The following is a 14,253-nucleotide window of genomic DNA, read 5'->3' as shown; positions in this document are numbered from 1 at the left end:
CACCGAGGCTACGTTCAGTAGCCCCCACCTTCCCCGAGCTATGCACAAATACAAGTCGTACCTGATTGGCGGCGGACTCATTGCAGGCAGCCTGGTGCTCGCCGTGCTCCTTGTGGCACTGCGCAGCGCTCCGCCGCAGGACGACCCCTCGGCTGAAGCGCCTATTGTATCAACCACCCCCGTTGAGCTGCGCTCCGGCGCGCTGAACGTCCGCGGTAGCGGCACCGTGCGCCCACCGCGCGAGATCGACCTGACTGCCGAAGTGGGCGGGCGCATCGTGTCGGTGAGCGATGCCTTCGTGAGCGGCGGCACCTTTCGCACGGGCGACGTGCTTGCCCGCATTGACCCGGCAGATTACCAGAGCCAGGTACGTCAGGCCCGGGCTGCCGTTACGCAGCGCCAGTTCGAGGTGCTGCAGGCGCGCGAGGAAGTAGGCGTGGCGAAGGAGGAGTATGAACGCCTACGCCGCCGCGCCGACGAGGCCCCCGAGCCCGACAGCACGGAACTGGGGCGGCTCCTCTTCCGCGAACCCCAGCTCCGGGCAGCAGAGGCTAACCTGGAGAGCGCCCAGGCCCAACTCGAAACCGCTGAAACGAACCTGGAGCGCACGGCCCTCGTGGCACCATTCGACGGACGCATCCGCACGACAATGGCGAACCAGGGCGCGTACGTAGCGCCGGGTTCGCCCATCGCGCAGCTTTTCAGCACCGAGCAGGCTGAGGTGATTGTCCCGCTGGAGTCGCACCGCGCCGCACTCATCGACGGGCTGTGGCGCAGCAGCGCGCGCCAGACCGACTCGCCGCGCTCCGCCACCGTGATGCTGAACTACGGCGGCGATACCTACACATGGAACGGATACGTAGACCGCGTAGAGGGCGCGCTCGATGCACAAACCCGCACGGTGAACGTCGCCGTGCGCGTGGATGCCCCCTACGATACACGCCCCGACAGCGACGCCGACGACAGTCCGCCGCTCGCGGTGGGCTCGTACGTCTCCGTCGACATCGAAGGGCGCTCGCTCGATACCTACTACGCCGTGCCACGCCGCGCCGTGCGCAATGACGGCACCGTGTGGACCGTCGAAGCTGATACGCTGCTTGTGATGCGTGACGTGACCGTGGTGCAGCATGTCGACGATCGCGCCTTCGTGACGGGCGACCTGACCGACGGGCGCCCGGTCATCACCGACGACCTCCCCGTCGTGAGCGACAGCATGGCCGTCCGGCTTGCCGACAACTGACCTATCCAGCGACATCCATCCGCATCCTCCTACCGTTCTCTCTGCACGCTCATGACCCGTATGATTGACTGGATGGCCCGCAATGGCGTGGCCTCCAACCTCCTGTTTGTTCTGATCTTTCTGGTGGGCGGTATCAGCGCGTTTGCGGTGGTGCAAGAGGTCTTTCCTGAGTTCAGCCTGGATGCAGTGCAGGTGCGCGTAGAGTACCCGGGCAGCACCCCCGAGGAGATCGAGGAATCGATCGTGCAGCGCATTGAAGACCGGATTCAGGGCGTGGAGGGCATCGACCGGATTCTCGCCACCGCCTCCGAAAACTTTGGGATTGTAACCGCTGAGCTGCAGCGCGGCGCCGATGCCGCTCAGGTGCGCGACGAGATCAAGCAGGAGGTCGACCGCATCACCGCATTCCCCGAAGAGGCCGAACAGCCTACCGTTACCGAACTCTCGAACCGGCGGCAGGTCCTGCAGGTCGCCATCTACGGACGTGCCAGCGAGCAGGCGCTGAAAGAAGCTGCCAAGCAGCTCGACCGCGAGCTGACGCAGTACCCCGAAATCTCACTCATCGAGCGCGCCGGCATTCGCGACTACGAGATCTCGATTGAGGTCGACCGCCAGACGCTACGCACGTACGGACTCACGCTTCCGGAGGTAGCCGGACTCGTGCGCGAGGGTAGCCTGGACCTTCCGGGGGGCGAAATCGAAACGGCTGACGAACAGATTCTCATCCGCACGAAAGGACAGAACTACACCCGGCAGGATTTCGAAGACATTGTGCTGCTCAGTCAGCCAAACGGTGCGCAGCTTCGCCTGGGCGACATCGCCACCGTCGTTGATGGATTTGAGGACGCAGACCTCATTACCCGGTTTAACGGCGAGCGTGCGGCGTTCCTGCAGGTCTTTCGCACCGGCAACGAGCAGGTGCTGCGCAACGTGGAGGTCGTACGGAACCACCTCGACACTGCGTTTCGACCGTCGCTGCCCGATGGTATTCAAGTTGGCATCTGGCAGAACCAGGCCGAAGACCTTGAGAGCCGCCTCGACCTGCTCATCAAGAACGGACTGCTGGGGCTCCTGCTCGTCATTGCCACGCTCATGCTATTCTTGAATCCGCGTCTGGCCTTCTGGACCTCGGTGGGCATCTCGCTCGCCTTCGTGGGCACCTTTGGCGTCATGTATCTGCTCGGCGTATCCATCAACCTGATCTCGCTCTTTGGCTTCATCTTATCAATCGGTATTGTGGTAGATGATGCAATTGTCGTGGGCGAGAATATCTTTGCCGAGCAAGAAAAGGGGGCCGCCCCTACCGAAGCTGCTGTAACGGGTACCACCCGGGTTGCTGCCCCCGTTATCTTTGCGGTGCTCACGACGGTCGCCGCCTTTGCTCCGCTGCTCTTCATCGAAGGCATCCTTGGCAAGTTTTTAGGCGACATCCCGTTTATCGTGATTGTGGTGCTTCTGCTCTCACTCGTTGAGGTGCTCTTCATCCTGCCGTACCACCTGTCGACCATTAAGAAAACGTCCGACGAAGACGACAACGCGCTTGTCCGCCGCCTCAAAAACGTACAACAGCGGTTTGCGGATGCGCTGGCTCGCTTTATCAACGGACCGCTGCAGCGTGCCCTGCAGTACAGCACAACCCAGTACGGCGTTGTGCTCTGCGCAGGCATTGCCGTTCTCATTGTGATTGGCGGGCTGATTGCAGGGGGGTACGTACGGTTTTCGTTTCTACCAAGCATTGAGGGCAAGCTCGTAACAGCTCGCCTTGAGCTCCCGGTGGGCGTGACCGCCACGCAGACGCAGCGCATCACCGACCAGTTGGAAGCCGCCGGGCGCGCAACAGCAGAGGATCTACAAGCCGATCTGGCCGCTTCGCATCCCGATATTGTAGCCAACGTATTCACCAGCATCGGACAGCAACCCCAGGCCAATGCTGGCCCCGCCGATGCCGGTCCTGGTCTCGTTGACCCGCGCCTGGCCGAGGTCTCGTTTGAACTGATCGACCCTGAAGAGCGCGACGTAACGGCGCGTACGTTTGAGCAAACCTGGCGCGATCGCTTCGAAGAGCCCGCGGGTATCCGCTCGCTCGCCTTCTCGGCCGACGTGGTGAACCTGGGCGATCCGGTCGCTGTCGAACTCGCGGCCGATGATGCGGAAACCCTCACCGGTGCGGTAGAGGCGCTGCAAGACTCGCTGCGCCAGTTCACCGGAGTCTTTGATGTCGAAAACGACCAACAAGCCGGCAAGCGCGAGGTGCAGCTGGCCCTGCGCCCAGAGGCACGCACACTCGGACTCACTCTGAACGATCTGGCGCAACAGGTGCGCGCGGGCTTCTTCGGAGCTGAGGCCTATCGCCTGCAGCGCGGCGAAGACGAAGTGCAGGTGTTCGCCCGGCTGCCCGAGCACGAGCGCCGTGCCATCACCGACCTGGAAACGTACCGCATCCGCACCGCCGAGGGCGCGTTCGTTCCGCTCGGCGATGTGGCCACCGCCGACATTGGCTTTGGCCCGTCGCAGATCAACCGGCGGGGCGGGCGCCGCGTCATCACCATCACCGCCGACGTAAACGAGGAGATTGTAACGGGACAAGAGGTGAACGGGGTGCTCGAAGCCCGCATCCTTCCCGCCCTGCAGGGTACGTTTCAAGGACTGGACTTCAGCTTCGAGGGTGAGCAGCGCGAGCAGCAGCAGGCGCTCGGGTCGCTGCTGGTCGGCTTCGCCATCGCGCTGTTTGCGATCTATGCGCTGCTGGCCATTCCCTTTCGGTCGTATATCCAGCCGCTCGTCATCATGAGCGTCATTCCGTTTGGGTGGGCGGGCGCTATTCTGGGCCATCTCTTGCTGGATATTCCCATTGGACTGCTTAGCATCTTTGGATTCGTAGGCCTCAGCGGTGTCGTGGTAAATAACTCGCTGGTCTACATCGATTTTGCCAATGAAGAGTTTGCCAGTGGGAAGTCGTGGCCAGAGGCGCTGGTGGCCGCCGGAAAATCGCGCTTTCGCCCCATCTTGCTCACGTCGCTTACCACGTTTCTGGGCGTCTTCCCGATCATCATTGAAACCAGCGTGCAGGCGCAGTTTCTGGTACCGCTGGCCGTAAGCCTGGGGCTGGGCATCCTGTTTACGCTTCCCGTAGTGATGCTGCTCATTCCCGCCTTTGCCATGTTGCAGTATCGATCCACCAAATACCTGTACACGCAGGTTCTGGACCGCCCCATGCCCACCACGTACGGTAGCCACTCCCCCGCGGCCTGATCGGGGCGTCCGGGTTGCCCGGTGCGTGGCAGGCCCGCTACTACGACCGGGTGGTGCGGGATCAGCGCGAACGCTACCACATCCGGCAATACATCGAAGCCAACCCCGCCCGGTGGCACCGCGACCGTAATCATTCCGGCTCGCCACAATGAGGCGGCACATAATGTGGGGACGGATCTCCCGGCTGTGTCTTCGGTAGAGCGCCTTCCGCTGTCTTGTGGATTCGGACTGCCTCCTCATGATCAACAGCTACTTTACGCTACGCGCACTGGTCGCCCACTGGCATGACGACCTCATCGGGAGCCGCGTACACGACGCATTCTCGCAGGTCAGAAACGAATTCTCGCTTGCACTGAGCGGCCCCGAATCCGACTGGATGCTCCGCACCTCGGTGCAGCGTCCGCTCCTGTTTCTGTTTCGCACCAGCGGCATCAGCAAGAAAAAGCGTAACGTAGCCACGCTCTTCGGCGACGCCCGCGGTCGCACCGTAACCGACGTGCGCATTGCCCATCTTGACCGCATGGTTCTGCTCGACCTCGACGACAGCTCTCGCATCGTGTGGCAGCTCTTCGGGGCCCGTGCGAACGTGTTCTGGGTGGATGCGGAGACCGGCACTATCCGCGATGCTTTTCGCAACGCAGACGCGCTGCGCGGCACCGATACGCCTACTCCGCGCGCCGCTCCCATGCCCGACACGCTCAACGACTTTCTCGGACGCTGGCGCGACAATCGTAATAAAGTCCGCCAGGCTATGCAGTCCGCTGTGCCGCTGTTCGGACAGCTGCTGGCCCGCGAAACCGTGCACCGCGCCGGACTCGACCCAACTGCCGACCCGGAAACCGTCTCATCCGCAGAAAAAGAGGCGCTTTTCGCATCCGCCCAAGACGTGCTGCACGACCTGGAGACGCCCGCCCCGCGTCTCTACGGCCAAGGTCCGTTTCCCGATGCGTTTGCGCTCATCCCGCTGCAGCACCGCACCGACGAGCGCGAGGCCTTCACCAACATCGACAACGCCGTGCGCGTGGCGGTGCGCCGCATGCTGGCGAAGCAGCACTTCGAGCGCCTCTACGGTCCGCTCGACGACGCCCTGACACGGGCGGCCGACCGGGCGCAACGCACCACCGACCAGATGATGCAGGAGCTCACGAATGAAAGCCGGGCCGAGGAGTACGAACAGTGGGCGCATTTGCTTATGACGCAGCCTGAGGTGGATCCTGGGGCACAAGAGGTGACCATGCCCAATCTATTCAGCGAGGACGAGGAAGAGATTACGATTCCGCTGGACCCGGCTAAGTCGCTCGTAAAAAACGCCGAGTACTACTACGACCGAGCCCGCCGCACGCGGCGTTCGCGCGAGGAGGCCGAGGCACGCCTCGACGACGCTATCGCACGTGCCGAATCCGCCCAGCAGCTTCTGGATGACCTGCATACCATCGACACGCTCGACGGTATCAAACGCTTTCGCAAAGAACGATCGGACGAGATCGCCCCGTTCATGGACCGCGGCTCGTCCGATGTCGACACGTTTCCGTTTCGGCGCTTTGACCTTGGCGGGGGCTTTGAGGTATGGGTCGGCAAAAACGCACGGCAGAACGACGAGCTTACGTTTCACACCGCGCAGAAGTACGACATCTGGATGCACGCGCGCCAGGTGCCGGGGTCGCACACGGTGCTGCACCTGCCCAACCGCGATGCCGAGCCGGGCCGTACGCGTCTGGTGCAGGCCGCCCAGATCGCTGCCTACTACAGCAAAGCCCGTGGCAGCGGAGCTGTGCCCGTCATGTACACGCGCCGCAAGTATGTACGCAGCCCAAAGGGCAGCGCCCCGGGCGCCGTGACCGTGCAGCGCGAAGAGGTGCTCATGGTCGAGCCGGGCCTGCCATAATTCATCGATCAACTCGTCCTTTCCCTCTTGCACGTACCTGCTCCACCATGCTTCAACCGACCCGCCCCGCCTCGGTACTCGCACACGTTTTCCTATTCACGATGCTGGGCACAGCGGTTCTATTCGGGGGATGCGACGGCTCACCCGGCGCGCAAGACATCGTCGCATCCCCGGCCCCAGATCGCGGCAGCGGGGTCTTGTTTATCATCGGTGGAGGCACTCAGCCCGCTGCCATGGTCGATCGCATGGTCACCACGTCGGGAGCTGACACAACCGGACATGCTGTGATCTTGCCAATGGCGACGTCCGATCCGATGGCCGCTATTGATGAGGTGCGCACGCGGCTACAAGATGCCGGAGCACGAACGGTAAAAGGCATCCACGTCCCCGAAGGGACTACGCCCAGCCAGGATGACCTTGATACCATCCGCTCTGCTCATCTCATCTACCTCACCGGCGGCGATCAACGGCGGTTTATGGATGCGGTGGACGGCACGCCCGTCATTGCGGCTATACGCGACAGCTACGACAACGGTGCGCTGGTTGCAGGCACCAGCGCCGGAGCGGCCGTCATGGGCCCGCGTGTTATCACCGGCGACGAGCGGCGCTACGAGGAGTATAGCTCCACCTTTCGCACCCTCGAATCCGACAACCTGATCTTGCGCGACGGCCTCGACCTGCTTCCTAACGTGATTGTCGACCAGCACTTTATCTACCGCAGCCGCTACAACCGCCTGCTTACGGCGGTGCTTGAGGATCCCTCAATGGTCGGCATCGGGATTGATGAGTCAACCGCCTTGCTTGTCACTGAATCGGAGGCCGAGGTGGTCGGCGAGTGGCAGATTGTGGTGATTCGTCACCCGGCCAGCACTACCCATACACAAGATAACCTGCTGGGCGGGCGGGGGCTTACCATCGACGTGTACCTGCCTGGAGAAACGGTCGAACTACATGAGTAGCATACCGCTGGCGAAACGTAATGCGCGTGGCACGCCCTATTCCCTTGTATGCAACCGGTATGCTCCGTACGTTGAAGTATATCCGTTACGCGTGCCTGAAGCGCATTCCTCTCTTGCCGGCTTTCTCGTGCCCATGCTACATCCCTGCTTTCGCTTCCCTTCCTCCCTTTCGCGTGGCTCGCTGCTGCTTGCTGTACTGGGTACCGGACTCATAGCAACGGGATGCGGGAGCTCTGAACCTGCGTCGGAGACCTCATCGCCTGTTCCCACCACACAGACGCCTGGCGACTTCGAGATGGAGCCCGAGCCGGAAGGACTGGCTGAGATTCGGCGCCCCGATGCGGGGGCTACGCGGGCTCTTCTGGAGCAAGCCCTGCGTGATACAGACGACATGACCTACGATGAGGTGCTCCGCTTTCTCGGAACGCCCGACCGGCGCAGTCAGCGCACGGTCGAGAATGCCTTTGCCCCGGGCCAGATCGACACGGTTTACACGCTTGCCTACGCTGGCATGCAGACGCACGTTTACGTACCAGGCGATACCGCCCGCAGCTTTCTCATTCAGGTGGAGCTGCGAGACCCGTTCTACACAACCCCGGATGAGCTGCGTGTGGGCATGGCCCCTGCCGACGTGCGCCGCACGCTGGGCGCTCCGAGTCGCGTCGAGTCGGATGTGTGGGTCTATGAACGTATTGGTGCCGCCGAAACCGACCTTCGCCTCCAGTGGCAAAACGACCGGCTTCGGGTCATCACATACGTGTTCTCGTTTGCTTGACACGCCCTCAACGAAACGCACCCCGAACGTGACGCTCAGGGGGGATGCGGCTATTCGTCGACCGGGTTAGATGGGACTACTCTTGATTGGCCTTGAGCGCTTTGCGCACCAGTTCGTCGGCTGAGTCGATATCAGCGTTGTCGCGCAAGACCACGCGGATGGAGCGCTCGGCATCCGCGCGCGAGAGCCCGAGGGACTCCAGCGCGGCAAGCGCATCGGACCGGGCGTCGGCTTTCGCATCCGACGAACCCGTAGGCAGCGCCCCATCATCGCCCAGATCCATCTCGGAGAGCGGATCGCGCAGCTCAACGATCAGTCGCTCTGCCGTTTTACGACCGACCCCCGATATGTCTTTGAGGCGCGCCGTATCCCCCTGGATGACATGGTCGCGCAGAGCCCGTGGCGACATCGCGGAGAGTGCCGAAAGCGCCAGGCTGGGTCCCACACGCGACACGCCACGCATCGTGTTGAAGATTGTGCGTTCGGCCTTCGTGGCAAACCCGTAGAGCGAGATGTCGTCTTCGCGCACGTAGTGCACCGTGTACAGATGCACCGACTCCCCTGTATCTGGCAGCTCCTGAAACGTAGAGGTCGGAATCTGGATCGCATAGCCAAGTCCGTCAACGTCTACGACCGCCTCTTCGGGTGTCTTTTCGACGAGCGTGCCAGATACGTAGGTAATCATGTAGTCAGGTACTCAGAATCAGGTAGACTGATGCGCACAGGTTCTCTCCCGGTGTCGCTGCGCTCCGCTGCTTCGGGCAACGCGTCGATTGTCCGCGAACGCGCGGGCAGCTTACTCATGCCGCCGGGCGCGTTGCACGGCGGGCCGCCTCGCGATCCCAGCGCATTACGATCGGGATGCGGCGCCCAACGCCAAACGCTTTGTCGGTAACCCGAATTCCTGGAGGCGCCTGGCGACGCTTGTACTCGTTCTGGTCGACCATCTGAAGGACGTGGTTGACCAGGTCGGCGTCGTATCCGGTCTCGGCCACGATCGTGTCAGCCTCCTGCATCTCCTCAATGTACCGCCTTAAGATGGTATCGAGGACCGCATAGTCAGGAAGCGAGTCGGTATCCTGCTGATCAGGGCGCAGCTCTGCCGACGGGGGCTTGTCAATCGTGTTCTGGGGGATGCGGTCCGTACCCGCTTGGGTGTTAATGTACTCAGCCAGCTCGTAGACACTTGTCTTCAGCACGTCCGACAGCACTGCGACGCCGCCGTTCGTATCTCCGTAGAGCGTCACGTATCCAACTGCCATCTCGCTCTTGTTGCCGGTAGACAGGAGCAGGTGGCCAAACTTGTTGGACAGCGCCATGAGCGTGATGCCCCGGCTTCGCGACTGGATATTTTCTTCAGCAACGCCTGCTTCCGTGCCCTCGAAAGCCCCCGAGAGCATCATGTCAAACGCGTCGACAGCCGGCGCAATCGGAATCTCTTTGAACTCGATCCCCAGATTGTGTGCCAGCTGCTCCGAGTCGGTCACCGACCCTTCCGACGAGATCTCCGACGGCATCGTGACGCCCAGTACCCGGTTGGGACCAAGGGCTTCAGCAGCGAGCGCACACGTTACGGCCGAGTCAATCCCCCCAGAGAGTCCGACCAGTGCTTTGTTGAAAATGCCCGTCTTCTCATAGTAGTCGCGAATGCCAAGGACCAGCGCGTCATGGATGTTCGCAATATCATCCGAAACGGGCTCAGGCTGCGGCGCAAGGGCATCCATGTCCACCACAAGCAGATCTTCCTTGAACCGGTCTGCCGCTGCCGCACACTCGCCCGAGGCGGTATACACCCGGCTGTCGCCATCAAAGACGATTTCGGTGTTCGCTCCAACCTGGTTCACAAACGCAAATGGCACGCCGTGTTGGGTCGTAGCGCCTTTCAGCAGCCGCTCGCGCTCTTTCGACTTCCCTACCGAGAACGGCGACGCACTGATGTTCAATAAGAAGTCGGGCTCCTGCTCGGCGAGCTCGGCTACCGGGTCGCGCGTGTAGCGCCGATGCGGTTCTTCCGGCAGGCAGTTCCACATGTCTTCGCACACGTGCAGCCCAATGCGCATGCCCCGCCACGCGACCACCCCCGCTTTCGGACCGGGCTCGAAGTGACGGTCTTCGTCGAACACGTCGTAGGTGGGCAGAAGCGCCTTGGTATGCACGACCGCCTCTCCCATGTCGCGCTCCAGCAGCAAAGCCGTGTTATACAGCGGACGGCCCAGGGTGTCGGGGTTGGGGAGAGGGGCCCCAACAATAACACCGATGTCAGATGGTATTTCGGTGGTGAGCTGTGCAATACTGTCTTGCACCGCTTCGATGAAGAGCGGGTTGCTAAGCAAGTCCTGAGGCGGATACCCTGTAAGGCAGAGCTCCGGAAAAGCAACCAGGTCGGCCCCCACATCGGCGGCCTGCTGAGCGTACGATACGATGCGTTCCCGATTGCCGTCGAGATCACCCACCGTCGGATTTATCTGAGCGAGAGCCAGCTTCATAGATGGTGAACTGGTTGGTCGTAATAGTTGAGATACATGGATCTGCATCTCTTAACGCGTGCGCAGGGCACGGTCGTTCCCGTCTCGATGTAGTATGTTTTGATGTAGCATAGCGCGTTGTAGTCCCCACGGAGCCCCGTTTTAGGCAGCGCATACAAAAAGCACGCGTTCCGTTCATCTTGTGCCCACCCGTATCGTGCCTTCTCCCCACTTCTGCTCTCGCGTTGCACGCAACGCTGAAACGCCAATCGCTGGCACCGCCACCGAGGCGGTGCACTGGCTCCTGATCGAAGCCCCTATGCCATGGGGCCAGCAGGCCCTGCCGGATGCAGAGTGGTACCCGGCCATCGAACCGGCACTGACGCGTTGGCGCGCCGACATCCCCGACCTGCGCGTGCAGCTTATTCGTCGACGCATCAAGACATGGGATACCCCGGGGGCAATCCGCTGCTTTATCGTGCGTACCGGATGCGCACCCGTGGTGCATGCCCGGTACGTATCCGCCTATGCCGACCTGCAGCATCTCGACGTCCCCAACCTGCTCACACGCGGACCGTCCGATCTTCCTGATGGCCCGCTCGTGCTTACATGCACCAACGGGCGCCGCGATGCCTGCTGTGCCAAGTGGGGGCGTCCCGTAGCCCAGGCCGCTGAACAGGTTCACCCCAAAGGCGCCTGGCAGACGTCGCATCTGGGCGGGCATCGGTTTGCCCCTACCGTGCTGGTTCTGCCTGCTGGAACGCATTATGGGTGGGTGGATGCCGACGCGGTGCCGGCCCTGGTCGATGCACACCACCGCAGACGCCTCTTCGACCTAAACCACTATCGCGGCAGGGTCCATCACCTGCGTCCGGTGCAGGCCGCGTGCATTGCGCTGCGCAAACAGCAGGCGGTGAATGCGTTGTCAGCCGTAGACGGACGCGTTGTAGCTCGGAAGTCTAACAGTTATAAGGTAGCCGTCGACTACAACGGTGCTGTATATACGGCATTTGTGCATGCTACGGAGGGCCCCTCGCTTATACACAGTTGCAAAGACGACACTCCTAAGCCAAGCACAGAGTGGCACGTTACGTGGGATGCAGACGCATCGCCTTTGAGCGAGCCCCCTACGAAAAAGCCCCGATCTGCCTGAGAGCAGACCGGGGCTTTTTCAGACACCATGTAGCGGTGACCTTTTAACACGTTGTGTACCAACGCAGGCGCTAAAACCCGTACTGGACGCGCACGAATGCACTTCGCCCGGGCTCAGGGATAAACGTCTGATTTTGATCCGCACGAAGCGCATCAAACCGGAATGAGCGTGCATTCAGATGCTCCCGGTACGTGGTATCGAACACGTTGGTCACGCCTACCCGCAGGGTTACGTTACTCAGCAGTTGAGCGCCGGCGGTTACGTTGGCCGTAGCAGACCCATCGGTCTCGCCTTCATTACGAATCGTCGCCACGCGCGTCTGTTCTGCAACGGCACGTAGCAATCCATCCAGAAAGAAGGTGTCACCTACCGGCATCCAGCGTGCCCCCAGACGGACTTGCGCGGGCATCACGCCATAGGCCGGCTCGTCTTCTTCGAACGACTCGTCACGGCCCCACAGGTATTCGCCGCTGGCTCGCACGCGCAGCGTCGGGTACACCTGTGCGTGCGCCTCGGCTTCAACGCCCCAGAAGGTCGCCTGGCCGTTCGCGTAGGCAAAGACCATGTCGGGGGTAAGCGGCAATGCGGAGGCTACGCCGGGGGCCTGCACGATCGTGATGTAGTCATCATGGTGACGCACAAACCCGGTAACCGAGCCGTCGAAACGTGGGGTTGTCGCTGCGAGCCCAAGATCGACCTGGTAGGTGCGCTCGGGGTTGAGCGTAGGGTTGCCCATGAACTCGTTCCCCCGCTGCGTGCGAGTAGCCCCCATGCGATCCCCAAACCGCTCCAGCGCCTCAGGAGCCCGCGCCGACGAACCCACTCCGGCTGTTATGGAGAGCGGAGCTACGAGCGGTACCGTAGCGCTGGCCGCAGCGCTCCACAGCACATCGGTTGCGGCCAGATCGCCGGTGAGCGTAAGCCCCCGTGCCACTTCGGCCCGCTCCCGAAATCCCTCTGTGATGCGCTGCGGATCGGTGTGCACCACGTCGAGGCGCCCAGTAGCTGTTGCCTCTGCCTGCCCGAAGACACGCTCCAGCTTGGCAAATCCGCCGATCTCAGTAGTACGTACGTCGGGCCAGACGATGTCGCGATGCATAACGGGTCCCTGGCTGCCATCATCGGCGCGCGGACCGCGCTCACGCGTGGCAGTGCGAAATGCGCTATATCCGCTCGTACCCACGTCGATCGCAAGGTCAGGAGCCAGCTGGAACTCCGCCAGCGCACGGCCGCCTACAGTGGCAATCTCCGTATCGTTGGTGATGTACAGCGCCATGGGCGGTATTCGATCAGGGTCAGGCTGCGCCGTTCGCTTGTTGTCGTTGTTCATCCGGTGCAGCGTCTGGTAGCCGTAGCCCTGCGCTTCGAAACGCTGCAGCGTACCCATGCCGTACCATTCGTAAGTCAGCGCACCGCGAATGGTTTCGAAATAGACCGCGTCGAGTGGACGTCCGGGGTAGGCGATATTGCCCTGGTCTTGGAAGCTGGCCTGAGCGCTCAGCCGAGAGGTCCCCGAAAGCTCAACGCCAACGCGTGCGCGCACCTCAGCCGACTCAAACTCGCCGCGGACGGTCGTTCCGTCACCTGCTGTGTAATCGTCGCCGGTGCGGTAGGCCCCGCCCACATTGTAGAAGACGCGTCCCGACCGTCCAAGCAGGCGTCCGTCAAGGTCAGCGGCGTCGCGGTTGCTCACAAAGCCAGTACGAAGCGTTCCGGTAGCCAGCGTATTGGGAATCGAGGCCCGTGTATCGACGCGGATGCTGCTGAGGCTGGGCCCCTGGGCCAATGCGTACGGCCCGCGCACCACATCCATGCGCTGCACGCTGGCCGGGTCTACATGGCTCAGCGGCGTATCCATGCGAGCGGGTCCGCCCCCAAAGCTGCGCATGCCGTCAATGAAGGTTGATACCTGCGTGCCAGTAAGGCCACGCACGTTCGGATCGAGCCCGAGTCCGCCACGCCGTTGCAGGTTGATACCTGTTACCGTCTGAAGCGCCTCGCCCACGTCTTGCAACGGCAACGCATCCAGTTCTTCTGGACCGATGCGGGTCGTGAGGCGCTCCTCAAGCGCCGTAGCAAAAACATCGACCTGGTCAAGTGCAATACGGGCCGGCTGCAGCGTGAACGAAGCAACGGTGGTTTCATTGGCATCGATCGTGACCGATCGTTCGGCGGCCTGGTAGCCAACGGCGCTCACGCGCACTATGTAGGTGCCCGGCGTGAGATCAACGATTTCATAGCGTCCGTCGCTGTCGGTTGCGGTGCCGCGCCCGGCATCCTCCACCACGACATTGACATCAGGCAGAGGGGCTTTCGTTTCGGCGTGGACTACGTCGCCGGTAAGCGTGCCGGTGGCCGGAGTCTGTGCAGATGTTGACACCGGAGCAGCCCATGCCACGCATCCAATAAGAAAAATAAAAACAGTGTAGGTGCGCACATAAGCACGCACAGATAACATATCCATAGGACTAAAAAAAGAGTATATCTGAGGAAAGAGTCGGGGAGCAGGAGCTCCTGATTCGAT

General features: G+C 61.9%; 10 protein-coding genes. 7 read left to right on the top strand and 3 right to left on the bottom strand.

Features of this window, described 5'->3' with window-relative positions; all coding sequences use genetic code 11:
* The first annotated feature begins 40 nt into the window (after positions 1–40).
* The 6 genes from ACZ48V_RS05150 to ACZ48V_RS05125 all read left to right on the top strand — a co-directional run bounded on the left by ACZ48V_RS05150 (position 41) and on the right by ACZ48V_RS05125 (position 8,111).
* Positions 41–1,240 (top strand): efflux RND transporter periplasmic adaptor subunit, encoded by a 1,200-nt coding sequence (locus ACZ48V_RS05150; RefSeq protein ID WP_464542239.1) that lies wholly within the window; start codon positions 41–43, stop codon positions 1,238–1,240.
* A gap of 51 nt (positions 1,241–1,291) precedes the next feature.
* A complete protein-coding gene (locus tag ACZ48V_RS05145; protein WP_464542237.1) occupies positions 1,292–4,492 on the top strand; it encodes an efflux RND transporter permease subunit in 3,201 nt (1,066 codons plus the stop codon).
* A gap of 14 nt (positions 4,493–4,506) precedes the next feature.
* Entirely contained in the window at positions 4,507–4,644 is a 138-nt protein-coding gene (locus tag ACZ48V_RS05140; protein ID WP_464542235.1) for a hypothetical protein, read from the top strand.
* 65 nt (positions 4,645–4,709) lie between these two features.
* Positions 4,710–6,377 carry an Rqc2 family fibronectin-binding protein gene (locus ACZ48V_RS05135; protein WP_464542233.1) on the top strand — a complete coding sequence of 556 codons (1,668 nt, stop codon included), beginning with the start codon at positions 4,710–4,712 and terminating at the stop codon, positions 6,375–6,377.
* A 47-nt stretch (positions 6,378–6,424) separates the two neighbouring features.
* Positions 6,425–7,336 carry a cyanophycinase gene (locus ACZ48V_RS05130; protein WP_464542232.1) on the top strand — a complete coding sequence of 304 codons (912 nt, stop codon included), beginning with the start codon at positions 6,425–6,427 and terminating at the stop codon, positions 7,334–7,336.
* A gap of 133 nt (positions 7,337–7,469) precedes the next feature.
* Positions 7,470–8,111: a hypothetical protein gene (locus ACZ48V_RS05125; protein WP_464542230.1), complete on the top strand. Its 642-nt coding sequence runs from the start codon at positions 7,470–7,472 to the stop codon at positions 8,109–8,111.
* 76 nt (positions 8,112–8,187) lie between these two features.
* On the opposite strand, the gene ruvA is transcribed toward ACZ48V_RS05125, so the two are convergent.
* Positions 8,188–8,796 carry a Holliday junction branch migration protein RuvA gene (gene ruvA / locus ACZ48V_RS05120; RefSeq protein WP_464542228.1) on the bottom strand — a complete coding sequence of 203 codons (609 nt, stop codon included), beginning with the start codon at positions 8,794–8,796 and terminating at the stop codon, positions 8,188–8,190.
* Between the two features lie 115 nt (positions 8,797–8,911).
* Complete coding sequence (locus ACZ48V_RS05115; protein ID WP_464542227.1) at positions 8,912–10,597, bottom strand: NAD+ synthase; 1,686 nt, start codon at positions 10,595–10,597, stop codon at positions 8,912–8,914.
* Between the two features lie 181 nt (positions 10,598–10,778).
* Between ACZ48V_RS05115 and ACZ48V_RS05110 the strand changes: the two genes are divergently transcribed.
* A complete protein-coding gene (locus ACZ48V_RS05110; RefSeq protein ID WP_464542225.1) occupies positions 10,779–11,729 on the top strand; it encodes a sucrase ferredoxin in 951 nt (316 codons plus the stop codon).
* A gap of 70 nt (positions 11,730–11,799) precedes the next feature.
* On the opposite strand, the gene ACZ48V_RS05105 is transcribed toward ACZ48V_RS05110, so the two are convergent.
* Positions 11,800–14,193, bottom strand: a complete 2,394-nt coding sequence (locus tag ACZ48V_RS05105) for a TonB-dependent receptor (protein WP_464542223.1) — start codon at positions 14,191–14,193, stop codon at positions 11,800–11,802.
* Positions 14,194–14,253: the final 60 nt, after the last annotated feature.

This window comes from Longimonas haloalkaliphila, from assembly GCF_055379825.1.
This window is presented reverse-complemented; position numbering and strand designations above follow the sequence as displayed.